General features: G+C 42.3%; 21 protein-coding genes and 3 tRNA genes. 5 read left to right on the top strand and 19 right to left on the bottom strand.

All coding sequences use genetic code 11. The annotated features are described in order from the left end of the window. Positions 1-1,150: 1,150 nt before the first annotated feature. The 9 genes from N7974_RS11870 to rpsB form a co-directional block, all read right to left on the bottom strand. Entirely contained in the window at positions 1,151-1,873 is a 723-nt protein-coding gene (locus N7974_RS11870) for a DsbC family protein (RefSeq protein ID WP_262965821.1), read from the bottom strand. A gap of 113 nt (positions 1,874-1,986) precedes the next feature. Next, positions 1,987-3,348 (bottom strand): RIP metalloprotease RseP, encoded by a 1,362-nt coding sequence (gene rseP / locus N7974_RS11865; protein ID WP_262965820.1) that lies wholly within the window; start codon positions 3,346-3,348, stop codon positions 1,987-1,989. Next, on the bottom strand, positions 3,348-4,532 hold the full coding sequence (ispC, locus tag N7974_RS11860) for a 1-deoxy-D-xylulose-5-phosphate reductoisomerase (protein WP_262965819.1): 1,185 nt from the start codon (positions 4,530-4,532) through the stop codon (positions 3,348-3,350). The genes rseP and ispC overlap by 1 nt, the downstream gene beginning before the upstream one ends. After that, a complete protein-coding gene (locus tag N7974_RS11855) occupies positions 4,529-5,422 on the bottom strand; it encodes a phosphatidate cytidylyltransferase (RefSeq protein ID WP_262965818.1) in 894 nt (297 codons plus the stop codon). The genes ispC and N7974_RS11855 overlap by 4 nt, the downstream gene beginning before the upstream one ends. A 23-nt stretch (positions 5,423-5,445) precedes the next feature. After that, positions 5,446-6,219, bottom strand: a complete 774-nt coding sequence (locus N7974_RS11850; protein ID WP_262965817.1) for an isoprenyl transferase — start codon at positions 6,217-6,219, stop codon at positions 5,446-5,448. A gap of 13 nt (positions 6,220-6,232) precedes the next feature. Then, a complete protein-coding gene (gene frr / locus N7974_RS11845) occupies positions 6,233-6,790 on the bottom strand; it encodes a ribosome recycling factor (RefSeq protein WP_262965816.1) in 558 nt (185 codons plus the stop codon). Continuing rightward, entirely contained in the window at positions 6,787-7,515 is a 729-nt protein-coding gene (pyrH, locus tag N7974_RS11840; protein ID WP_262965815.1) for a UMP kinase, read from the bottom strand. Before pyrH ends, frr begins: the two co-directional genes overlap by 4 nt. A 101-nt stretch (positions 7,516-7,616) precedes the next feature. After that, entirely contained in the window at positions 7,617-8,513 is an 897-nt protein-coding gene (tsf, locus tag N7974_RS11835) for a translation elongation factor Ts (RefSeq protein ID WP_262965814.1), read from the bottom strand. A 113-nt stretch (positions 8,514-8,626) separates the two neighbouring features. Continuing rightward, positions 8,627-9,367: a 30S ribosomal protein S2 gene (gene rpsB / locus N7974_RS11830; RefSeq protein WP_243219220.1), complete on the bottom strand. Its 741-nt coding sequence runs from the start codon at positions 9,365-9,367 to the stop codon at positions 8,627-8,629. Positions 9,368-9,656: 289 nt separating this feature from the next. On the opposite strand from rpsB, the gene map reads away from it, so the two are divergent. Continuing rightward, the gene (gene map / locus N7974_RS11825) at positions 9,657-10,421 is read left to right on the top strand and encodes a type I methionyl aminopeptidase (protein WP_262965813.1); all 765 of its coding nucleotides are present in this window, start codon (positions 9,657-9,659) and stop codon (positions 10,419-10,421) included. Between the two features lie 5 nt (positions 10,422-10,426). Then, positions 10,427-13,063 (top strand): [protein-PII] uridylyltransferase, encoded by a 2,637-nt coding sequence (glnD, locus tag N7974_RS11820; protein ID WP_394813114.1) that lies wholly within the window; start codon positions 10,427-10,429, stop codon positions 13,061-13,063. Positions 13,064-13,221: 158 nt separating this feature from the next. On the opposite strand, the gene N7974_RS11815 is transcribed toward glnD, so the two are convergent. From N7974_RS11815 to N7974_RS11805, 3 genes are all read right to left on the bottom strand, one after another. Beyond that, a complete protein-coding gene (locus N7974_RS11815) occupies positions 13,222-13,701 on the bottom strand; it encodes an FKBP-type peptidyl-prolyl cis-trans isomerase (RefSeq protein ID WP_317451604.1) in 480 nt (159 codons plus the stop codon). 96 nt (positions 13,702-13,797) lie between these two features. Then, on the bottom strand, positions 13,798-14,562 hold the full coding sequence (locus tag N7974_RS11810) for an ABC transporter permease (protein ID WP_262965811.1): 765 nt from the start codon (positions 14,560-14,562) through the stop codon (positions 13,798-13,800). Next, a complete protein-coding gene (locus N7974_RS11805; protein ID WP_262965810.1) occupies positions 14,562-15,488 on the bottom strand; it encodes an ABC transporter ATP-binding protein in 927 nt (308 codons plus the stop codon). Before N7974_RS11805 ends, N7974_RS11810 begins: the two co-directional genes overlap by 1 nt. Positions 15,489-15,630: 142 nt before the next feature. On the opposite strand from N7974_RS11805, the gene ppx reads away from it, so the two are divergent. Then, positions 15,631-17,130 (top strand): exopolyphosphatase, encoded by a 1,500-nt coding sequence (gene ppx, locus N7974_RS11800; RefSeq protein ID WP_262965809.1) that lies wholly within the window; start codon positions 15,631-15,633, stop codon positions 17,128-17,130. Positions 17,131-17,140: 10 nt separating this feature from the next. Beyond that, positions 17,141-18,409, top strand: a complete 1,269-nt coding sequence (locus N7974_RS11795; RefSeq protein ID WP_262965808.1) for a hypothetical protein — start codon at positions 17,141-17,143, stop codon at positions 18,407-18,409. A gap of 147 nt (positions 18,410-18,556) precedes the next feature. Here the strand turns inward: N7974_RS11795 and parC are convergent, their stop codons facing one another. Next, positions 18,557-20,788: a DNA topoisomerase IV subunit A gene (gene parC / locus N7974_RS11790; protein WP_262965807.1), complete on the bottom strand. Its 2,232-nt coding sequence runs from the start codon at positions 20,786-20,788 to the stop codon at positions 18,557-18,559. Beyond that, positions 20,789-21,286: an acyl-CoA thioesterase gene (locus N7974_RS11785; protein ID WP_243219239.1), complete on the bottom strand. Its 498-nt coding sequence runs from the start codon at positions 21,284-21,286 to the stop codon at positions 20,789-20,791. A 222-nt stretch (positions 21,287-21,508) separates the two neighbouring features. On the opposite strand from N7974_RS11785, the gene N7974_RS11780 reads away from it, so the two are divergent. After that, positions 21,509-21,895, top strand: coding sequence for a tyrosine-type recombinase/integrase (locus N7974_RS11780; RefSeq protein ID WP_394813113.1), 387 nt, complete (start codon positions 21,509-21,511; stop codon positions 21,893-21,895). A 146-nt stretch (positions 21,896-22,041) separates the two neighbouring features. Here N7974_RS11780 and N7974_RS11775 read toward each other — a convergent pair. The 5 genes from N7974_RS11775 to cysS all read right to left on the bottom strand — a co-directional run bounded on the left by N7974_RS11775 (position 22,042) and on the right by cysS (position 24,539). Beyond that, positions 22,042-22,117, bottom strand: a tRNA-His gene (locus N7974_RS11775). A gap of 24 nt (positions 22,118-22,141) precedes the next feature. After that, positions 22,142-22,218, bottom strand: a tRNA-Arg gene (locus N7974_RS11770). Between the two features lie 5 nt (positions 22,219-22,223). Next, positions 22,224-22,300 (bottom strand) — tRNA-Pro (locus tag N7974_RS11765). A gap of 113 nt (positions 22,301-22,413) precedes the next feature. Next, a complete protein-coding gene (gene fchA / locus N7974_RS11760) occupies positions 22,414-23,046 on the bottom strand; it encodes a methenyltetrahydrofolate cyclohydrolase (RefSeq protein WP_262965805.1) in 633 nt (210 codons plus the stop codon). 95 nt (positions 23,047-23,141) lie between these two features. After that, on the bottom strand, positions 23,142-24,539 hold the full coding sequence (gene cysS, locus N7974_RS11755; RefSeq protein ID WP_262965804.1) for a cysteine--tRNA ligase: 1,398 nt from the start codon (positions 24,537-24,539) through the stop codon (positions 23,142-23,144). Positions 24,540-24,629: the final 90 nt, after the last annotated feature.

Below are 24,629 nucleotides of genomic sequence, written 5' to 3'. Positions count from 1 at the left end.
ATATATAATTCAGCTAGTTATATTATTTATTTTTCAAAAATATTTATAATTTTAAGAATTGTGTAAAAAAACCTGACACCTTTTTACAATTTTTTTGATCTTCAGCTATAATTTATTTTCAGTAATTATTAATATTAACGCCTAAAAGCAGCTTATTTATAACTTATCCAGGCTAATACGCACCACAAGTAAGTCGTTTCAGTCTAATGAAAAAATAATTCACCTAACTTAAAACACACAAAGTGTAAAAAATCCTGACACCCTATCGGTTCTCTTTAACACATCGAGTTTAATTTTTTAAAAAATAAAAGGTAATTTTTAGCGATCCGGTATGGATAAAGCATCGTCTATTGATTAAGCTATAGATTATTATGATAACCTCAGTGATCCTTATGCAGCTTGGCCGCAGTCATTAATCTTAGGGAGACGCAAGATAATTTCCCGATAATAATAAAGATCAATGGGAGCAGATTAAGGAAGTATTGGCAGAGATTTATGCCTGTTAGACGGTTTTCTTAAAGTTATTTTCTGGGGGATTAGCTTTTAATTTGAGTTGTTTTTCTGCCAATAGTGAAGTTACGCCTTGCAAGACAATCCTGCTATCTTTCAGGAATATCCTCGTATCTTTCAGGACAATCCCCGCGTCTTTCAGGGTAATGCCTGCGTCTTATGGTACGAATGCTTATAGTGATTCGTAGTGGCTAATAACTTTAAGGGATTGTCGGCATACTCTAATGGAATGACTAAAAATAGCAGGAAATCACCAATTAACCATTGGGATTATTGAATCACTCTGCCGATACTCCCAAAAACTCTCATAGATAGCCAATAACTTTTAGGGATTCCCCTGAAACTCTCAGCGTCGTAGAATGGGTAGAGGCGATAGCCGAAACCCATCATGGCCGTTTACCCAAGCGATGGGTTTCGCTTTCGCTCTACCCATCTTACGAGTTAACGTTATATATTCGATATCAGTCGGGGGTTAGCGATAGCGTAACCCAACATTTTGCGCGAATGTGTCGGGTTACGGCTAGCGCCTAACCCGACAAATATTATTAGCTTTTATTGTGATCAAAAAAGTATCAACTACTTTAGGGCTTTTATGAAGGATGACAAAAAAAGCGATTAGAATCGATTGATTTACATCGCTTTATTTCGGATCTTTTTCGCTTTCCAGTGCTTCAACCAGTTGTTTGGCTGGTAAATAACCCGGATAGATATTGCCACTTTCTGAGATAATCATCGGCGTGCCTTTCACGTCAAAATCGGCACCTAACTGCATATGTTCATCAATAGGGTTATCACAGGTTTTAGCCGGTATTTTTTGGTCTTTTTTGGCAGCGGTTAACGCAGCATTGCGATCATCGGCACACCAAACTGATACAGCTTTGGTGTAAGACTCGGTATCTTTACCTGAGCGTGGGAAAAACAGGTATTGAATGGTAATGCCTTGCGCCAAATACTGATCCATTTCTGAATGGAGTTTACGACAGTAGCCACAATCTATATCGGTAAAAATGGTCACCGTATATTTAGAAACTTTAGGTTTAAATACGATCATATTAGCCACACCGATTTTTTCAATGGCCAGTTTTCGGGTGCCATTTAATTTAGCTTCTGTTAAATCTTTGCGGGCCGCCACATCAACCAAGCGTCCTTGTAGCAAATATTTTCCATCTTCAGACACATAAAAAATATTGGCGCCAACGACAACTTCATAAAGCCCTTTAACTTCAGAAGGCTTAACGGAATCAATTTTTACTGCGGGCATAGACTTCGTCATTGAAGCTCTAATGGCGGCCTCATCAGCATTAGCGGTAGATAATGCCAGACCCAATAATGCTAACGCGGCAATATTAATAACTTTTCTCATAGTTTTCTCGTATTTACAGGATTGGATTTTTTAAAGGCTAAAAAGCGTAAGCTAACTTGCAAAAACGCCCTTGCAAAAGCTGTCTTACTATCTATTTAATGGAGCGGTATTTGTTAATTAAATAATCGTTGCACATCAAGAACCACCGCCAATGCCATTAACGACATGAGCAAAGCAATACCGACTTGCTGAAAGAAGAGTTGTATTTTTTCTGAAACAGGTTTGCCTTTAAGAGCTTCAAGGCCAAAAAACAATAAATGACCACCATCAAGCACCGGAACCGGCAACAAATTAAGGACGCCTAAACTGACGCTAACCAGTGCCATAAACTTTAAGAAATGTACCAGTCCCATTTCGGCAGATTGTCCCGCATATTGGGCAATACTGATAGGCCCGCTCAGGTTTTCTACCGAGGCTTTACCAATCAGCATTCTGCCCATCATTTTTAACGTTGCAGAGGCATAATACCAAGTCGTATCAAGCGCAACCGGCATGGCTTGAAATGGCGACAAGGCATATTCGACTGTCACTGACTTTATCAGATCTTCCGGAACAAAAACTGACGCACCAATCTTGCCTTCAGTTTTCTGTTCAACTTGCACACTTTTAGGGGTAATGATGAGAGGTAATTGAACATCATCACGTTCTATGAGCAGATTAATGGCAACACCGGGGCGATTTTTTACCGTGTCTACCCATTGCATCCAATCCTTCATCGCTTTGCCGTCAGCACTGATAATCAGATCACCTTGTCGCAAACCGGCTGCCAAGGCGGCACTATCAGGAAGTACCTTACCTATAACCGGCTTTAAGGTAGGTGACCACGGCTTAAAACCCAATTGTTTGTACAAAACGTCAGGATTTTGGGTATCGCCTTCAGCAATTTTTAATATTCTGACGTTTTGCTGATCATCAAAATTTTTTACGGTAACGTTAATATCCTGATCGCCATCGAGTGCAGAGGCGATGATGACGCCCATCGCTTCTGTCCAGGTTGGTGTCAATTTATCATTGACTGAAAGGATCTGGTCGCCTTCTACAAAACCTGCTGTAGCCGCTAATGTACCCTGACTTACCGCTCCGAGTATCGGCTTTATACCGGTTTCACCAATAACCAGTACACTCCAAAACAACACTACAGCCAGCATCAGATTAAAAATCGGCCCGGCGGCAACTATTGCCGTTCTGGCCGCTAAAGACTGGCGGTTAAAAGCCAACGCCAAGTCTTCTTTTTTAACTTCGCCTTCCCGCTCATCGACCATTTTGACATAGCCGCCAAGTGGAATGGCTGATAAAACATACTCTGTGGACTCAGGATTTTTCTGATAAGACCATAAAACCTTGCCAAAACCAACAGAAAATCGCAGTACTTTTACGCCAACTTTGCGCGCTACCCAAAAATGTCCAAATTCATGAAATGAAACCAGAATACCAATGGCAACGACGAAAAAGAACAGCGTATGCAGTAATTCCATTAATGAGTAAGCTCGGTAATAATTTGTTTGGATACCAATCTGGCCTGTTGATCTGCTTCCAGGATAATCTCAAGTGTACTGGCAGGTTTGGCTTCAAACTTTGCCATACAGCGTTCGATAATAACGGGTATATCGGTAAAACGTACCTGCTCATTCAAGAAGGCGTCAACCGCTATTTCATTGGCGGCATTTAAAACGGTCGGGATAATTCCGCCTTTGTTAATCGCTTCATAAGCCAGACGTAAACAAGGGAATCGCTCCAGATTGGGCTCTTGAAAATCCATCCGACGAACATCAAAAATATTTAAAGGTTCAACACCCGAATCAAAACGCTCGGGCCAAGCCATTGAATAAGCGATAGGCACTCGCATATCAGGATTACCCATTTGCGCCAATACAGTGCCGTCAACATAATCAACCATTGAATGGATAATGCTTTGCGGATGAATCACAACTTGTATTTGCTCCGGTGTCATGGCGAATAAAATACAGGCTTCAATCATTTCCAGGCCTTTATTCATCATGGTTGCAGAATCAACCGAAATCTTTCTGCCCATATCCCAATTAGGATGAGCAACGGCTTGATCGGGCGTTACATTAGCCATGTCAGCGATGGGCATTTCACGAAATGGTCCGCCTGAAGCGGTCAATAAAATACGTCTGGCCTGTTTGGCTTGCATGCCGGATTTATAACCTGCCGGCATACATTGAAAAATAGCATTGTGTTCGCTATCGATAGGCAACAATTGCGCACCCGATTCGGCAACGGCTTGCATAAATATAGCACCAGACATCACCAAGGCTTCTTTATTGGCCAATAAAATTATTTTACCGGCTTTGGCTGCTGCCAAACTGGGCAACAATCCCGCCGCCCCAACAATTGCCGCCATCACTGAATCAACGTTATCGAGTGTGGCAACAAACTCCAGTGACTTGGCACCTGATAACACGTTAATATCAGCGATAGGCGAGTTTTTTAGCTGTTCTGTAAATGCCAGCGCCTTATCTTCATCAACAACCACAACATAGTCAGGATGATGTTCAATACATTGCTCATAAAGCAAGTCAATATTCTTGTTAGCTGTTAAAGCAACTACACGATAAAGATCGGGGTGTCTGGTAACGACGTCCAGCGTACTAACACCAATGGAACCGGTCGCACCAAGTATGCATATGCCTTTCATGAATCAAGCCCGATAAGCACTATGCCGGCATAAAAAAACGGAACAGCAGCAATCATACTGTCAATTCTGTCCAAAATACCACCGTGACCCGGTAATAATGTACCGCTATCTTTTGCACCACACTGGCGTTTTACCACGCTGATAAACAGGTCACCATAAATCGAAACCAACACAGTCAATACCGATAACAATACAAAATCGAATATCCTTGACCACATAAAGCCATCACGATAGCCATAATAGCCAATAAAAATTGCCGCACAAACAGCAGCGGCAATTAATGCTCCATACATTCCCGCTACAGTTTTTCCCGGACTAATTTCAGGGGCCAACTTGGTGGAACCCCATTTTTTGCCGACAAAATACGCTGAAATGTCTGCAGCCCAAATCAGAATTAAAAAATACATGGTCATCTGTGGACCATAAAAACTTCTTAATCGGGATAAAAACAGCCAGGCTGATAATAAAATAAACCAGCCAATCAAGACCTTATAGCGACCATTCAATTTTAAATTTAATACGCCTGTTGGTGTATTCCTGATTAATATCATCACCAATATCCAGAATAAAACCGGTGGAATCACCAGCCATTCCAGCGCACCTGAATAGTCCCTGACATCAGGCCAATCAGTTGCTTGAGCAATCATCTCAAGAATTTGCGTCCAAAAATGCAGACCTAACATTGGCAAAATCAGCGCCAACAAAAATAAACCCCGCTTAACCGGCGAAGTAACGCCTGCAAGATGACTCCATTCCCATGCGCCTAAAAGGGTGATAAGACCTATTACCAATGAAAAATTGAATGACAGACTTTCCGTTGGCAATGTAAACACGGCCAATGCAATCAGGAAGGCAAGGACTAATGCCGTTATAATTCGCTGTAGTAACATTTTTGTAAGCTATTTGATTGAAGTTATAAAGTGATTGATTTATTAAGAACTTGCTCACTGGTATGACCAAAGCGCCGTTGCCGACTTTTAAAGCTCTTGATAGCATCTTCAAGTGAATTCTGGTCAAAATCAGGCCAGAGAGTTGTTGTAAAGTATAATTCTGTATAGGCTAACTGCCACAACATAAAGTTGCTCACACGTTGTTCACCACCTGTTCTTATAAAAAGATCAGGATCTGGCAGATCAGCCGTTGATAAATGCTGATTGATGAGTTGCTCACTAATTACCTGGTTTTCCAGCTCTCCAGTAGCCATTTTTTCTACCACTTTCTGGAATGCCTGACACATATCCCAATGGCCACCATAATTGGCTGCGACAACTACCGTTAAATCAGTATTCCCTTTGGTTTGCTCCTCTCCTTCGGCCATTTTTTGCTGCAACTTATCAGAAAATGCCGTTCTATCCCCAATAAACCGCAAGCGAATATTATTACGATCCAGCTTGTTAATTTCTCTTTGCAAGGTTGCTATAAAAAGTGTCATCAGGAGTGCAACTTCTGCTGCCGGCCTGCGCCAGTTTTCACTGCTAAAAGCAAATAAGGTTAAGACTTCAATCTTGTGATTAGCGCAATACTCGACAATTTTCCTGACTGCTTTAACGCCGGCCTGATGGCCAACAGCCCTGGGCATAAACCTGTTTTGTGCCCATCTGCCGTTACCATCCATAATAATGGCAATATGACGAGGATTATTGTTATTGTTGTCGGATTCTAAAATATTACGATTATCAGTAGGCATTATTGTATCTCTATTAAATAGATAATAGATCAGCCTCTTTTGCTTCCAGTAATTTTTCTACTTCTTTGACATACTGGTCAGTTAACTTTTGAATTTTTTCTTCAGCTGCTCGTGCCTCATCTTCAGAAATCATTTTTTCCTTTAAAGCTTCTTTTATTTCTGAATTTGCATCACGACGAATATTTCTGATTGAAACACGACCATTTTCTGATTCATGCTTAACCACTTTAACCAAGCCACGACGACGTTCTTCAGTCAGTGGCGGTAATGGAATACGAATAGTCATACCGTTGGTCGATGGATTCAAGCCAAGGTCAGACTTTAATATGGCTTTCTCAATCGCCTGTACCATGCCTTTTTCCCATGGCGTGATCGTTAGTGTTCGCGCATCTTCAACGGCAATATTGGCAACTTGGGATAGCGCCGATTCTGTACCATAATAGGAAACACTAATTTGTTCCAACAAACTGGGGTGAGCCCTGCCTGTCCTGATTTTTGAGAACTCATGCTTTAACGCTTCAATGCTTTTACCCATACGGGTTGCAGCACCCTGTTGAATATCACTAATCATAACTCTGTTCCTCGTTCAATAAGAGATCCAATCTCTTCGCCCATCATTAATCTCATGACAGCACCTTGCTCAAAAATATTCATAACACGCATCGGTACATTATTATCACGGCATAATACCAATGCAGTAGTATCCATAACATTAAGACGCTGATCCAATGCTTCGTCATAGGTTAAGCGTGAATAAAATACAGCATCCTTAACCTTCTCGGGATCTGCTGAATATACACCTTTAACTTTAGTGGCTTTAATCATTAACCCGGCATTGATTTCAATCGCTCGAAGGCTTGCAGCCGAATCAGTCGTGAAAAAAGGATTACCGGTACCGGCAGCAAATATAACCACGCGACCTTTTTCTAAATGCCTGACCGCACGACGGCGAATATAATCTTCACAGACCTGATTAATTTTAAGCGCCGACATAACCCTGACCTGCTGACCGTGAGCTTCCAGTGCATCCTGCATGGCCAAAGCATTGATGACCGTAGCCAACATGCCCATTTGGTCACTGGTCACCCTATCGAGACCTTCAGCAGCTTTTTCAGCACCACGCAATATATTGCCGCCACCGATAACCAGACCAACCTGAATACCAACCTCGCATAATTCTTTTATTTCAGTAGCTAGTCGTTTAACTATATCGGCATCAATACTACCGCCTGTCTCACTCATTAAAGCCTCACCACTTAACTTAAGCATAATTCTCTGGCAAATCGGTTTAGTCATAGTAGTATCGGGGGTCAGTTTAGTAGGTTGATTATCATGAGCCAACAGTCATAGTCACTTATGTTGAACTGCCAAAAAAAGGCAATTCAACCAGATCATTCTTAATTGCCTCTAACTTGCGCCATTACTTCTTCAGCAAAGTTTTCTTCTTTTTTCTCTATGCCTTCACCCACTTCAAAACGAATGAAACGAATAGCTTTGTTGCCTTTTGATGACACCAATTGAGCGATAGTCATTTTGTCGTCTTTAATAAAAGGCTGGCCTAACAAGGTCACTTCTGCCAAAAATTTACCAACCCGACCGGTAACCATTTTTGCCACAATTTCTGCTGGTTTACCTTTGATTTTTTCTTCTTGTTGCGCCAAGAAAATTTCTTTTTCTTTTTCGATAGTATCAACCGGCACTTGATCTTCAGAAACATAATGTGGCTTGCTGGCCGCAATATGCATGGCAATATCTTTGCCTAATTCTTGGTCTGCTACGGCTAATTCAACAATTACGCCAATTTTACTGCCATGTAAATAACACGAAGTGCCACCTTCAGCGGTTTCAAATTTTTCAAAACGTCTGATAGTAATGTTTTCGCCCAATGTTGAAATCAAGCCACGGCGCATTTCGTCAACAGTAACGCCATCTTCCAACGGCATTGCCAACAATTGTTCTTCTGACTCAATGTTTCCGGCATTCAACAAAGCAACGGTTACGCTGTTAACAAAACCAACGAAATCATCTGCTTTGGCAACGAAATCAGTTTCACAGTTTATATCGACAATCGCTACCGATTTTCCGCTATCACTAACTTTAACGCCAATAATACCTTCAGCCGCAATACGACCTGATTTTTTATCAGCTTTTGCCAAACCGGATTTACGCATATTTTCAATAGCCAAGTCCATGTCACCATTAGCTTCAACTAATGCTCTTTTACACTCCATCATACCGGAGCCTGTTCTTTCACGCAGTTCTTTAACCATTACTGCACTGATAGTAATACTCATGCTTGTGTTTCCTCAAAATATCGTCACTGTAAAAACGCCCCCGTAAGGAGGCGTTTTTTGGCCTAATCCAACTTTTTACTTACACAGAAAACCTGTATAAATATAAAGATTAGTTATTCTGCCGCTGCTTCTTCAATAAAATCATCGGCCTTGGCTGACAAGCCTAAACCGGCTGTTTTGGCGTCCAGCACTATTGCAGAAACGCTTTCACAATAGAGCTTGACAGCGCGAATTGAGTCGTCATTACCTGGAATAACATAATCAATTAGTTCAGGTGAATTGTTGGAATCAACAATACCAACAACCGGAATACCTAATTTTTTTGCTTCGCTAATGGCATTCTTTTCATAACCGACATCCAATACGAAAATAACGTCAGGAACGCCCTTCATATCCTTGATACCACCAAGACTACGCTCAAGTTTTTCCAGTTCACGCTCCATACCTAACGCTTCTTTTTTACCGAAACGTTGATAAAGCGTACCGTCAGCTTTCATTGCTTCCAGTTCCTTAAGACGGTTAATCGATTTCTTGATAGTTTTGAAGTTGGTCATCATACCGCCTAACCAGCGATGATTAACGTAGGGCATGCCGCAACGCTTGGCTTCTTCGGCAACAACTTTACGTGCTGCTTTTTTAGTACCAACAAACAAAATAGTACCTTTGTTTGCTGTCATCTGACTCAGATAATTCATTGCGTCATTGAACATTGGAAGCGTTTTTTCCAAATCGATGATATGGATTTTGTTACGTGATCCAAACAAATATGTTGCCATTTTTGGATTCCAATAACGAGTTTGGTGTCCAAAGTGAACACCCGCTTCAAGCATTTGACGCATGGATACTGCTGCCATTTATTTCTCCTAAGATTTAAAGTCGGAATATTTTATTCCGAGTTGGGTTGTGCCTCCGCCTATCCCGTCTAGTAACCCACTTCAGCAAATGAAGTCGGCACCCTACCAAACGTGACGATAAGCGTGAGTATTTTTTACAAAAATGAACTTCACTTTATACCATAATTTACTTTTTACAACAAGCAACTGTCTGTTAAAATTTGCGCTATTACAGGCAAAAGGTGCAAAATTAGAGTATGTTAAGTTAACATTACACCTTGAACCCTAAACCCTAATTCCTGAACCGCCCATGAGCATAATCATTAAATCCCCCAGTGAAATCACCAAAATGCGTATCGCCGGAAGACTGGCAGCCGAAGTTTTGGAAATGATTGAACCCTACGTTGTTCCTGGCGTAACCACCGAACAACTTGATAAACTCTGTCATGATTATATCATTGATGTACAAAACGCCATCCCGGCACCACTCAATTATCACGGTTTTCCAAAATCAATATGCACATCCATTAACCAGACAGTTTGTCATGGCATTCCCTGCGAAAAAAAACTAAAAGAGGGAGATATCGTTAATATTGACATCACCGTCATTAAAGATGATTACCATGGGGATACCAGTAAAATGTTCTGCGTCGGCGAAGTGAGTCAACATGCAAAACGCCTGATTAAAGTAACCCAGGAATCCATGTTCCTTGGCATAGAACAAGTCAAAGCCGGTGCTACTTTAGGCGACATTGGCCACGCTATACAAAAACACGCCGAAAGTAATCGTTACTCAGTGGTTAGAGACTTTTGCGGGCATGGTATCGGTAAAAAATTCCATGAAGAACCGCAAGTTTTGCATTACGGTAAAGCAGGAACAGGAATAACCCTTGAGGCTGGCATGATAATAACCATTGAGCCCATGATTAATCTGGGCAAATATGACGTTAAAGTATTAGCTGATGGCTGGACAGCCGTTACCAAAGACCGGAGTCTATCCGCACAATTTGAGCACACCCTTTTAGTGACTACTGAGGGCTATGAAATCTTGACATTGCGTAAAGAGGAAATGTGACAGCTATAGATGAATATATCAATCCTACACTTTTTTCACAACCTGATAGCCTGCTACAGTTTAAACACCTGCTAAAACAAAAAAACATCGAATTAAAACTAAAATTCGACCCACACCAATCAGTTTCAGATCTACTTAAAGAAAAATCAGACTTTATTGATCTGATTTTAAGCTGTTGTTGGCAGCATTTTCTGGGCCCACATGCAGAGCAATTAAGCTTATGCGCCGTCGGTGGTTTTGGCAGAAGAGAGTTGTTTCCTCATTCCGATATCGACATTATTGTTCTATTGGATTCTGACGACACCTCAGCTTATCAGGAAGCACTGGCAAACCTGTTTACTTTTCTGTGGGATATCGGCTTAAAACCGGGACATAGCGTACGCACTATCGATGAATGCGTTACCGTGGCTCTTGATGATCAAACTATCATGACCAGTCTGATGGAAATCAGCCTGATTGCCGGCAACAATACGCTTTATGAAATGCTTAAACTGCGTATAACACCTGATAAAATTTGGCCATCCGATCAGTTTTTTGCCGCCAAGATGGAGGAACAACGACTCCGCTACGCCAAATTTCACGATACCGCCTATAACCTTGAACCCAATATTAAAGAAGGTCCTGGTGGATTGCGGGACATGCAGGTTATTGCCTGGGTATTTAAACGTCATTACAACTCATCAACACTCAAGGAGCTGATTAAATACGACTTCTTACCTGAGTCCGAATATGCAGAACTCATTTCAGCCCGCGATGTGTTATGGCGAATTCGTTATGCGCTACATCTGTTAACTGACCGGGCGGAAGATAGGCTCGTTTTTGATTATCAACGTGAACTTGCCCAGCAATTTGGCTTCAGCACTGAGGATCAGCACTATAATCAAGATGTCGAACAATTTATGCAGTTTTATTTTAAAACCGTACAAGGACTTGAACGACTCAATGAAATGTTGCTGCAATTATTTAATGAGCGCTTTGTCGCCGGTGAGATGCTTTGCAAAGAAACCCCGGTTAACGACAAATTTATTGCCATCAACGGTTATCTTGAGGCAATCAACGAGTCGCTATTCGAACAACAGCCACTGGCTTTACTGGAAGTTTTTTTACTGCTGCAAGTAAACCCGTCACTATCAGGTATAAGAGCCACAACCATACGCCTGATCAGAAAAAACCTGCATTTGATTGATGCTGAATTCCGTAATAATAAAACCGCCAATTGCCTTTTTATCGAAATTTTTCGCAGGCCACGCGGCTTGACCCATGAATTAAGACGCATGAATCGATACGGCGTATTAGCTGCCTACTTACCCAGCTTTGCCAACATCGTTGCGCGTATGCAATATGACTTGTTCCACATTTATACGGTAGATGAACATACGCTTTTTGTGGTTAGAAACTTGCGGCGTTTTTCATTGGAAGAACACCGGGATGAATTCCCGCTCTGCAATAGCGTTTTTCTGCTGATCACAAAACCGGAAATCTTATATATTGCCGCGCTTTTTCATGATATTGCCAAGGGTCAAAATGGCGACCATTCAGCTATAGGTGAAAACATTGCCCGAGATTTTTGTATTCAACATGATCTTTCCGCTCACGATACCAAACTAATCACCTGGCTGGTTCGGAGCCATTTGGTTATGTCCATGACAGCCCAGCGAAAAGATATCGGCGACCCGGATGTTATTCATGAATTTGCGCAAAAAGTCGGCAGTATCGAATATCTTAATCACTTGTATTTATTAACCGTCGCAGATATACGGGCCACTAATCCGGAACTATGGAATGGCTGGAAAGATGCCTTACTTAAAGAGCTTTATTCTGCCACTTACAACGCCCTGATCCAGGGACTCCAAAATCCTGCAACTCTTGCCGACCGATTGCGTGAAAATAAACAGGAAGCCAAAGACGAACTGATTAAACTTGGAATATCGGAAGCCATCATTTATAGCGCATGGCAACACACCAACGATGATTATTTTTTACGTTATTCTGCCGATGAAATCGTTTGGCATACAACAACCATAGTCGCCTCCAAAGAAGCCGACTTGCCGCTGGTTTTATTGCGCCAGCAAACCCAACTGGGTAGCGCTGAAGTGTTTGTTTACACTAAAGACGAAGGCCCTATTTTCTCAATTATCACCGCCACACTTGATCAGCTAGGCCTGACCATTCTTGATGCCAGAATAATGACCACTCAGGATAATTATGTGCTTAACAGCTTTCAGGTACTTGAGCAATCAGGAGAGCCCATCAACGAATCCTGTAGAGTGGCTCATATTTGTATGTCACTCCGCAACAATCTGCTAAACAGGGACGTAAAAGGCCATATCAACATCCATCGTCGATCAAAATCAAGACAAGCCTTACATTTTCCTATTCCTACCAGCATCAAATTTTTATCAGATCCATTACACAGGCATACGATAATGGAACTTATCACGACAGACCATGCGGGACTTTTATCGAAAATAGGACGCGCCTTCCTCGAACAGAAGGTTAATCTGCTCAGTGCAAAAATAACCACCATAGGCAGTCGTGCCGAAGATATGTTTTACATCACCGATCAGCAATTAAAGCCTATCGATGATGTAGATAAACAAAATCTGATCCGCAGGAAAATACAAAAGATACTGGATACATAATTAAGGACAGGGGAACTTTTGATTCCGGTCGGGCATTCAACCCGACCGGAACACTTGAGAACTTCAATAACTATAAAGCCCGGCTACACTTGAGTGATTGGCAGACGATAAAGCAAGCCAATCTTTTCGTCATTTTCCTGGAATCTATTTTGCCATATTTAGTGATGGCAACCCTCGCCATGAATATGACCATGAGTCGCTTCTTCTTCTGTGGCAGGTCTTACATCAATCACTTCCACATCAAAGTTTAAGGCAACACCTGCCAACGGATGATTTCCGTCAATAGTAATCTCATCACCCTCAATATTAACCACAGTGACTACGCCGGGACCTTCACTAACATCGGCATGAAACTGCATACCGACTTCTATATTATCGATACCTTCAAACATATCCCGTGAAAGCACCTGAATCATATCGTCCATCAGTTCGCCATAGGCCTCTTCAGGAGCAATACGCACAGTAAATTTGTCACCGATAACTTTGCCAACGAGAGCATTTTCAAGACCGGGGACAATATTTCCGCTGCCTTGCAGATAAACCAATACCTCTTCACCTATCGAACTATCAAGTACTTCCCCTTCATCATTAGTCAGGGTGTAATGAATAGAAACAGCCATGTTGTCAGCTACTTGCATGATAAAACCTTATTGCTTGTTAAAAAATAAAATATGATAACGATTTGCCAGTCGTTTGTCTGAAAAATTATCATTATCTAAAAACCTGCCTGTCATTTAATTCTTGATACCAATGCCTTTATGTAATAAAAACAAGCTGAAAAACATTAATACCACAATAAATCCCCCCGTAATCATATAAGCCAACTGGATACTAACATCCGTCACGCCTATCAACCCGTATCTAAAGGCATTAATCATATACAAAATGGGATTGGCTCTGGAAATAGTTTTCCAGACACCCTCCAACATCTCTACCGAATAAAAAACGCCCCCCAGATAACTTAAGGGCGTTAATATAAAGTTGGGAATAATGGAAATATCGTCAAAGCTTTCTGCAAGCACCGCATTAATAAAACCGGCCAAAGAAAATAAAGTCGCAGTCAATAAAGCCATGGATAAAGTAATCAACACGTTATTGACGACAATATCGGCAAATAAAAGCGAGATTAATGCGACCACCAAACCGACCAACAAACCACGAATAATACCTCCGCTGACATAGCCGGCAAGAATCACCCAGTTGGGTACGGGAGCTACCAACAACTCTTCAATATTACGCTGAAATTTGGTCGAATAAAAAGAGGAAACCACATTCGCATAAGAATGACTGATTACCGACATAAGAATAATGCCGGGGACAATATAATCCATATAACTTGCGCCATTAATGGTGCCAATGCGACCGCCAATCAATTTACCGAAAATTAAAAAATATAATGCCGTGGTAATCGCCGGTGGCAATAAAGTTTGTGGCCAGATACGCACAAATCGGGAGATTTCTTTTATCACCAACGTTTTTAAAGCAATAGAATAATTCATTACTCAGCACCTGTGGACTTTGATTCGACCAAATCCATAAATAATTGCTCCAAACGATTACTCTTGTTTTTCAGACTAATCACCTTGATGTTATGTGCGCTTAATTGACTGAATAATTGATTAAGCCCTAATTCTTTTGGCACAGCAACGCTAAGTATCTTTTCGGCTATACGCTCAATCTGATAGCCGGCAATGACGGGAACATTAGCTAACGACTCTGCCAGATCGAGAATAAAGTGATCAACATGCAATCTTGCCAGTAAACTGGCCATATCCGTATTTTCGACGATCAAACCCTGATCAATAATCGCAATATTACGGCACAGGCTTTCGGCTTCTTCCAGATAATGCGTCGTTAAAATAATCGTTGTGCCCTCCTGATTAACAGCCTCCATCATTTTCCACATGGACCTGCGGATTTCTATATCAACACCGGCAGTCGGCTCATCAAGAATCAACAACTTGGGCGCATGCACCATGGCACGTGCAATCATAACCCGGCGCTTCATACCGCCGGATAAACGCCGGGAAACCGTATCACGCTTATCCCATAAATCCATCTGCTTAAGACAATGCTCCGTTCTTTGCAGCGCAAGTTTACGGGGCAGTCCATAATAACCTGCCTGATTAATAACAATACTTTTGACCGTATCAAATTGATTAAAGTTAACTTCTTGCGGAACCAGACCCAAGCAACTTTTGGCTCTTGATCGATCGGTTTTTAAATCATGACCAAAGATACTAACCGAGCCACTGGACTCATTAACCAACGAGCTTATAATGCCAATCGCCGTCGACTTACCGGCACCATTAGGCCCGAGCAAGGCAAAAAAATCACCTTCCTCAACATCAAGATTAATACCTTTTAAGGCCTCAAAACCATTATTATAAGTTTTTCGAAGCTTACGAATAGATAATGCATTCATATTGAAACTAACACTTAACGGGAGCCTTTAAATAAGTTAAATTAGACAAATGTAATCCATAATAAAAAGCTTAAATGGACCACAGAAAACTGTGTTATTTTATCAGACATTAACACGCCTCGTAGACAAAACTGGATAATACGTGCCTAACAAACCACCAGAAATTGTTGCTGCCGTAGACTTGGGCTCCAATAGTTTTCACATGATTGTATGCAATTTAAACAACGGTACACCACAAACAATTGACCGACTTAGGGAAATGGTCAGGCTTGCATCCGGACTGGATGCCAACAACATTTTGGATGAAAGTACTCAAAATAGGGCGCTGGCCTGCCTGGAACGGTTTGGCCAAAGAATCCGTCACTTCCCGCCTGGCAGTGTACGCATTGTCGGCACCAACACCCTGCGTACCGCTAAAAATGCCGCACAGTTTCTTATCAAAGCCGAACAGGCTTTAAACCATCCCATCCATATCATTTCCGGGATAGAAGAAGCTCGCCTGATCTACCTGGGAGTCGCTTATAGCTTGAGCAGTAACGCCAAACTACGCCTAGTTATCGATATCGGCGGCGGTAGTACCGAATACATCATCGGCACCGGCGAAACACCCAAAGAGAAAGAGAGTTTACATATGGGTTGTGTTTCAGTGAGCAATGCCTTTTTTAAAGAGGGCCGCTTATCAAAACATGCCTTTGCTCAGGCAACCTTGTTTGCCGAACAACAACTGGAGCCATTCAAGAAAAAATTTTATACTTCAAACTGGGATGAAGCCATTGGTGCATCCGGCAGCTTGCGTTCAATTGCAAAAGTTCTGCAAGCGACTAACTGGAGTAATAACGGCATAACCTGGCAAGGTCTGGAGAAACTGGTTGCCCATATAAACCAATGCGATCATATTAATAATCTTAATTTACCCGACCTTGATCCAGAACGCCTACCGGTTTTTCCGGGCGGCGTGGCTATTATCTATGCTACTTTTAAAAGCTTGGGCATAGAACAAATGACAGTTTCTGATGGCGCCTTAAGAGAAGGTCTCATACAGGACTTGGTCGGCCGCATTTATAATGAAGACATGCGCTCGGTAACGGTTCAGTCTGTCGCCGATCGATATCACACCGATAAAAAACATGCGGCGCAGATTAATAAAACCATTAATATCATTTTGAACCAGTTAAGCGACCATCACGACTGGGCTACTGATGAAGACTGTGTACAATTTTTGGATTGGGCCGCTGATTTACATGAAATTGGCATTGATATAGCGCATAGCCAATACCATAAACACAGCGCCTATATTATTGAAAATGGTGATTTAGCGGGTTTTTCCAACCAGGATCAACTGTTGCTGGCATCGATTATCAGAGCACATCGACGCAAATTTTCGCAAGCTCTTTTCCAAGACTTACCATCACCCTGGAATAACTTCGCGCCTTACCTGACGCTTGTTTTGCGACTGGCCGTATTACTCCACCGTAATCGCCTTGAACAAGAATTGCCTGACTTTAAGATCGCTATTATAAAAACCAAAATTTACTTAACATTCCCCGGTGAGTGGCTATCACAATCGCCACTGACTCATGCTGATTTACTTCAGGAAGCAGATTATCTTAAAGCTGCCGGCTTCAAGCTGGAATTTACATGATCACTGCCTTATGAAAGTTCTCTCGCGCATTTTTTTACTCTGTCTGGGTGCCTTGCTAATTTTATGCACCCTGCTGATTTTTTTTGGCATTAGTGACAAACCTGACCTTGCAGTAGCGTGGACGCTCACTCATGATGATATTACCAGAGCCAAAAAAATTCTTTATGAAGGCTCTAAAACCAAACCTGATGAAATTAACACCATAGAGCTAACGCAAGCCGATCTTAATCTTGCCGCCAATTATTTGTTAAATCGGTATAGAAAAAGTGCCGTACAAATAGAACTAAAACAGGACGTCTTAAGATTTAATGTCACCATGACACTGCCAAGTAACAGCTTGGGTCGATATTTGAATATCAGCTTTAGATTGGGTAACGAAAACCAGAGCGAAATACCCAGCCTTACAAAATTTAAAGCCGGTAAATTATTGCTACCAGCCAAATTTGCCGCTTTTGTTATCGACAACATTATTAGACATACCTCGCTGAATGAGTATTTTATACTGGCAACCCGGCCCATTAGAAGCATTCAAATTGACCAAGAAAAAGCTACCATTAGCTATTACTCCAGCATGGGAACCCTTATTCAGGCACGAAATTTCCTGACTCAAGGGGGAGATAATGCCAATCTCGACATATACCAGAAAAAACTTGCCGAAATCATCGCCAAGCATGATCCTGCCTGGCGTTTATCGCTGGCCGATTTATTAAAACCCTTATTTGAGCTAGCCCTTCAACGCTCCACAGTAGAAAATGCGATTGAAGAAAACAAGCTGGCAATTATGGCGGTTAATAATTACGTTAATCGAAAAGAAACCAAAAAACTCCTGTCTTTTCCTGCCTCCAAATTAACGGCAGAAAAACGCTATTCCACTTTTTTATACAAAAGAATAGACCTTGCCCAGCATTTCATAGGCTCTGCGGCCATTACCGCTTCTGTTAATGGCCAGGTAGCCAAAGTAGTCGGTGAAGAGAAAGAATTAAGCGATGCACAGGGCGGGAGTGGTTTCAGCTTTATTGACTTGGCAGCCGATAAAGCCGGCACACGCTTCGGTGAACTGGCAACATCATCGCCAGAAAATGCACGCAAGATTCAAAAAGCCATGTCGAAAATAAAAAGTTACAGCGACTTTATGCCTGACCCTACTGATCTTCCCGAGCACATGGACGAAGCTGAATTTAAACAGCGCTACCAGTCGGTTGATAGCCCCACTTACCAAGCACTATCAAAACAAATCGATGCCCGCATAGCCGCAACACCGATTTACAACGTAGATTGATCTCATTGTTACCAACTAAACCAAACTGTAATCGATAGGGCGCAATAGCCGATTACTTTATTGCGTCGTATGTTGGATTATTCCGCTACGACGCAATATGCTGCCGCTATCACACCCTACACAGCTTTAATTGTATCGATACAAAGACTACTCACCTTCCAAACCATCAACCCGCTGAAACCCGCGAGGTAAATGTAAACCTCTTTTGGCACGACTGCCGGTGTAATGCTCTATATCGGAGGTTTTCAACGTTAAAGTTCGTTTACCTGAAACCACTTTTAACGAGCTGTTTTCAGGTATTGATAACACTGAGACCACATTATCAATTCCCGCCGCAAGATCAGCAGGAGGAATCTGTATCAGCTTATTGCCTTTGCCTCGCGCAAGCGCCGGTAAATCGGCCACAGGGAAAACCAGCAAACGGCCTTGCAAGGTAACGACTGCCAACAAATCAGACTCATTACGGACAGACGCTGGCTTTAAAACTTTCGCACCGTTGGGCAGGGAAATAAGCGCTTTACCCGCCTTATTTTTACTGGATAGTTCTTTTAGCTGAACCCTGAAACCATAGCCAAAATGACTGGCCAAGACAATCCAATCATCCGGATTACCGGCAAGTAAATGCGTAAACATTGAACCCGCCGGTGGATTAAGCCGTCCGGTTAAGGGTTCCCCCTGTGTTCTCGCTGAAGGCAAATCGTGAGCAGAGGTACTATACGCCCGACCAGTCGAATCAAGGATATAAACAGGCTGTGTTGAGCGGCTTTTTACTGCATCCAGAAAACTGTCACCCGAGCGGTAGCTTAAACTATCCACCTCAATATCATGACCTTTTGCCGCTCTTATCCAGCCTTTTTCTGACAAAATAATAGTTAAAGGTTCGTTGCTGATTAACGCGGTAGTTTGCAGCGCAACGGCGGCTACTCTTGCAACAATTGGCGAACGACGATCATCGCCATATTGCTCGGCATCACGCTCAATTTCTTTTCTGATCAAACGGTTTAATAACAACCGCGAACCCAAGGTTTTTTCCAGTGCAGCACGTTCTTTTTCCAGTGCATCCTGCTCACCCCGAATCTTCATTTCTTCAAGCTTGGCCAAATGCCTTAACTTTAATTCCAGTATGGCTTCGGCTTGAATATCACTAAGTCCAAATCGCGCCATCAAAACTGGCTTGGGGTGCTCTTCATTACGAATAATGGCAATCACTTCATCAATACTTAGATAGGCAATTAATAAACCATCGAGTATATGTAATCGGGCCAGTACCTTATCTAATCGATATTGTAATCGTCGGCGTACCGTTTCAGTACGAAAGGCCAGCCATTCAACCAGAATATCCCTGAGCCCTTTAACCTTTGGCTTGCCATCCATGCCTATCATGTTCATGTTAACGCGATAGCTTTTTTCCAGATCAGTCGTGGTAAATAAATGCGACATAACCGCATCAACATCAATACGCTTGGATTTTGGAATGATTAATAAACGAGTAGGATTTTCATGATCTGATTCATCTCTCAAATCTTCAATCATAGGCAGCTTTTTCGCCAACATTTGCGCGGCTATTTGCTCCATCAATTTAGCCCCCGATACCTGATGCGGCAGAGCGGTAATAACAATAGTACCTTCTTCCTGCTCGTAGATAGCCCGCATTTTTATCGAGCCACCACCACTGAGATACATTTTTTGTATATCCTCAGCTGACGTGATGATTTCAGCATCTGTTGGATAATCAGGACCTTTGATATGCTCGAACAGATCATCCAAAGTACTTTCCGGTTTATCCAATAATTGCAGGCAGGCGGCCGCCACCTCGCGAAGATTGTGCGGCGGTATATCGGTTGCCATACCCACAGCAATACCCATCGTGCCGTTAAGCAAGATATTGGGTAATCTCGCCGGTAACAACACCGGTTCTTTTAGGGTGGCATCAAAATTATCCGACCATTCAACCGTGCCCTGCCCTAATTCACTTAACAACGTATTGGCGTAAGCGGTCAAGCGTGATTCGGTATAACGCATGGCGGCAAATGATTTAGGATCATCCGGTGAGCCCCAGTTACCTTGTCCATCAACCAATGGATAGCGGTAAGAAAAACTCTGCGCCATCAAAACCATGGCTTCATAACAGGCAGAATCACCATGCGGATGGTATTTACCCAACACATCACCGACCGTACGCGCAGATTTTTTATACTTGGCCAGAGCGTTTAAACCCAGCTCTGACATGGCAAAAACAATACGCCGTTGCACCGGCTTTAAGCCATCCGCAATATGCGGTAAAGCCCGGTCGAGAATAACGTACATGGAATAATCCAGATAGGCTTTCTCGGCAAAATCCTTTAAAGGCAGTCGTTCAAAATTCTCTTGTAGTCCCACTTAAAACGTTTCCTCTGATAATTCAACATGGAGCGCGCGATTTTTCTCCAAACTTTGCTGACGCATTTTTTTGCGCATTTCAGCCTCTGCATACAGTTTTTTTTCTGCATCAGTTTCCAGTAGCAGACGAGGCACCTCGAAAGACTTACCTTCTTCATCGATAGCCACCATAGTAAAATAGCAAGAAGTCGTATGCCTTTTTTCATTAGTCCTTAAATGCTCGGCAACCACTTTCACGCCGATTTCCATTGATGAGCGGCCGACATGATTAACATGGGCATAAAAAGTCACCAACTCACCAACATTAACTTGCTGCTTAAAGAAAACCTGATCCAATGCCGCTGTCACTACATAATTTTTACAATATTTTGCCGCGCAGGCATAAGCCACCTGGTCCAATAATTTTAATAACGAACCACCATGTACATTACCCGAAAAGTTTGCCATATCGGGCGTCATCAGCACTGTCATTGTTAGGGTTTTTTCTTGTTTAGCCATTTTTATTAATCCAGGGTAAAAAACCAACTTACAGCCTATTGTACCTGTTACCCACTTAAGGCGAAGCGCAAAGATTGTTGTGGAACCGCCTTAGTATATACTCCGAGCGGTTAATTTTTTGGTTTTATTTTATGTAAAAGTATAATAAAAAGTATAAAAACAACCTGCTAAAACCGGAGCGTCTTTTTATTATCACACTAGATTTTACCGAAAAACAACTGGATGAGCTTTGCCTTGAAAACAGGCTTACGGGAATCCAATGTGACAAGCTTAAAATGGTCACAAGTGGATATGCAGCGCAAATGCGCTTGGGTACATGCTGATGAAGCGAAGTCTAATAAATCGATTGGTTATCCGCTAAATTCGGATGCCCTGGAGGTTATACGTTCGCAGATTAGTAAAAATAATGAGTTTATTTTTACTAATCAAGGCTTGCCAGTGAATCGCCCAAACACTGCGGCATGGCATAAAGCCTTGGAGCGTGTGGGTATTAGTGATTTCAGATGGCATTTACAAAATGGCATGCCTCTTCATGTACTAAAAGAACTTGGGGGTTGGGCCAATTTGAAGATGGTCTTGCGCTATGCACATTTAAGCAGTAATCACTGAAGGAATATACTGTAAATGTAAGTACGAAGAAAAGTGACAGTGTAACTGATGCCGCGAAAAATACAGTTACATCATTAAGTTGAGACATTTTTACCACAATGCCTTAAAAATAATTAACTAATAAACGGCTAAGGTGTTGATTTATTTGGGGTGGGCGACGGGGCTCGAACCCGCGACAACCGGAATCACAATCCGGGACTCTACCAACTGAGCTACGCTCACCATAATAATGGGTTGTTCTTGTAATGGTGCGCTTGGCAGGACTCGAACCTGCGACCCCCGGCTTAGAAGGCCGGTGCTCTATCCGGTTGAGCTACAAGCGCTAAACTGGTCGGGATGGAGGGATTCGAACCCCCGACATCCTGCTCCCAAAGCAGGCGCGCTACCAAGCTGCGCTACATCCCGAAATCTCTTTTAAGACTGATTTGCCAAATTTGCAAACCACCCTTGAAGAGCTGTCTATTATGACGACACATCTATATCTCGTCAATTGTTTTTTTCGCTAAAAGCAAAATCAGTTACAGTTTGGCTTTAACCAGCTGGTAAATATCTTCTACAACCGTATCATCAAAATCCTTCAAAATCGTTTTTAATTCAGCGAGTTTAGCCTCTGCAAACGGTCTGTCTTTAAGGCTGCCGGTATTAATATAAACATTAAGGGCTGCACTTTTTAAACCACTGTAACCCGCCATTACCGCAGCACCGGCATCACTAATAACGCCAATATAGCCTTTTTTTGCGGCACAACGACTCAACTCAATGGCTTCTGCACACGCGCGAGCACATTCCAAAGGCACTTCAGTAGCGACTTTTAATACCAATTGTATCGCCTCGGTACGCCCTAGCTTTTCTTCCTCGGTTTCTTTAGGCAAACCGTAAGCGGCCATTAAGCGGTTAAATACATCAATATCCGCTTTAATCAAGCCTGTCAGTTTTTCGCGTAACGCCTCTGATTTTTGCAGTAAGGCTTGCATTTCGGCTTCGACTTCTGCGTACTTGGGCTTACCAATGGTTAAATTACAAACCATACTGGTTAATGCGGCAGACTGTGCGCCCATTAGTGCGGAGACGCTGCCACCGCCGGGCGTTGCCGATTTACTGGCCAATTCGTCAAGGAATTGCTGGATTGATTTATCTTTAATTTCGCTCATCAGGTAATTTTTTATTATTGATTGCAGACAGGTTAAAGTTATTGTAATTGTCGGGTTACGCTATGCTAACCCGACCTACTCATTGATACTCGAAACTATTCGCGACGCCAACTGGTTGTGCCATCAGGTGCATCTTCCAAAATGATGCCCTGCCCTTTTAAATCATCACGAACCTTATCTGCCAACGCCCAGTTTTTAGCTTTTTTTGCCTCCAGACGTGCTTGTATTTGCTGCTCAATAACGGTATCTTGGTCTTCGTCATTAATAACGCCACTTTTTAAAAAACTCTCAGGATCATCCTGCAACATCCCCAACAAGCCACCTAAGTGTATTAAGGTACTCGCCAACAAGCACGTTTTTTCCTGATCAGTTTCTTTGGATTTATTCAGCTCCCTGGCTAAATCAAATAATACCGACACGGCAACAGGGGTATTAAAATCATCATTCATCGCTTGTTCAAAGCGGGCTTTATAATCCGCATCATAATCCGCATCCATATCGGCGCTTGTACCGTCACAGCCACGTAAAGCCGTATAAAGCCGCGTTAAAGCGGCATTGGCATCATTCAGTTGTTCATCTGAATAATTTAAAGGGCTTCGGTAATGACTGGAGAGAATAAAAAAACGAATTATTTCAGGCTTATATTGTTTCAGTACTTCACGCACGGTAAAGAAATTACCCAGCGATTTAGACATTTTCTCTTCATTAATCCGCACAAAACCGTTGTGCATCCAGAAATTAACAAATTTCTCACCCGTTGCGCCTTCAGACTGGGCGATTTCATTTTCATGATGGGGAAACTGTAAATCCATACCGCCACCATGAATATCAAAATGATTGCCCAAGCAACAAGTCGACATTGCTGAACATTCAATATGCCAACCGGGACGACCCAAGCCCCATGGCGAGTACCAGGCAGGTTCGCCTGCTTTGGCCATTTTCCATAACACAAAATCCAGTGGATTACGCTTTGCCAAGTCAACATCAACCCGCTCCCCTGCCTGCAAGTCATTAATATTTTTGCCGGATAAGTGTCCGTAATTTTTAAATTGGGTGACGGCGTAAAACACATCACCATTACTGCCAACATAAGCCAGATCCTTAGCAATTAATGTCTCAATCATGGCAATAATATCAGGGATAGATTGTGTAGCTCTGGGCTCAATATCTACCGGTAAGACAAAAAGCGCACGCTCATCTTCGTGCATTGCATTAATAAAGCGCTCGGTCAATTCACCAAAAACCTCACCATTGTCATTGGCGCGCTGAATAATTTTGTCATCGATATCGGTAATATTTCGCACATAGGTCAAGTCATAACCCAAATGGCGAAAATAACGTGCAACCGTATCAAACACCACCATCACGCGTGCATGACCAACATGACAATAATCATAAACCGTCATACCACAAACATACATGCCGACTTTGCCCTCTACTCGGGGTTGGAACAATTCTTTTTTTCGGGACAAGGTGTTATATATTTTCAACATATATTTATAAAGTAAACGGTTAGGCAGGATCTGCACACAGCACCCTTTTAACCAAAAAATCACCCTCGCTAAGGGTCGCTTAAGCAATAA

The sequence above is a fragment of the Methylobacter psychrophilus genome, assembly GCF_025583945.1.
Taxonomy (GTDB): domain Bacteria; phylum Pseudomonadota; class Gammaproteobacteria; order Methylococcales; family Methylomonadaceae; genus Methylobacter_C; species Methylobacter_C psychrophilus.
The sequence above is the reverse complement of the archived record's forward strand: the minus strand, read 5'-3'. Positions and strand labels throughout refer to the sequence as shown.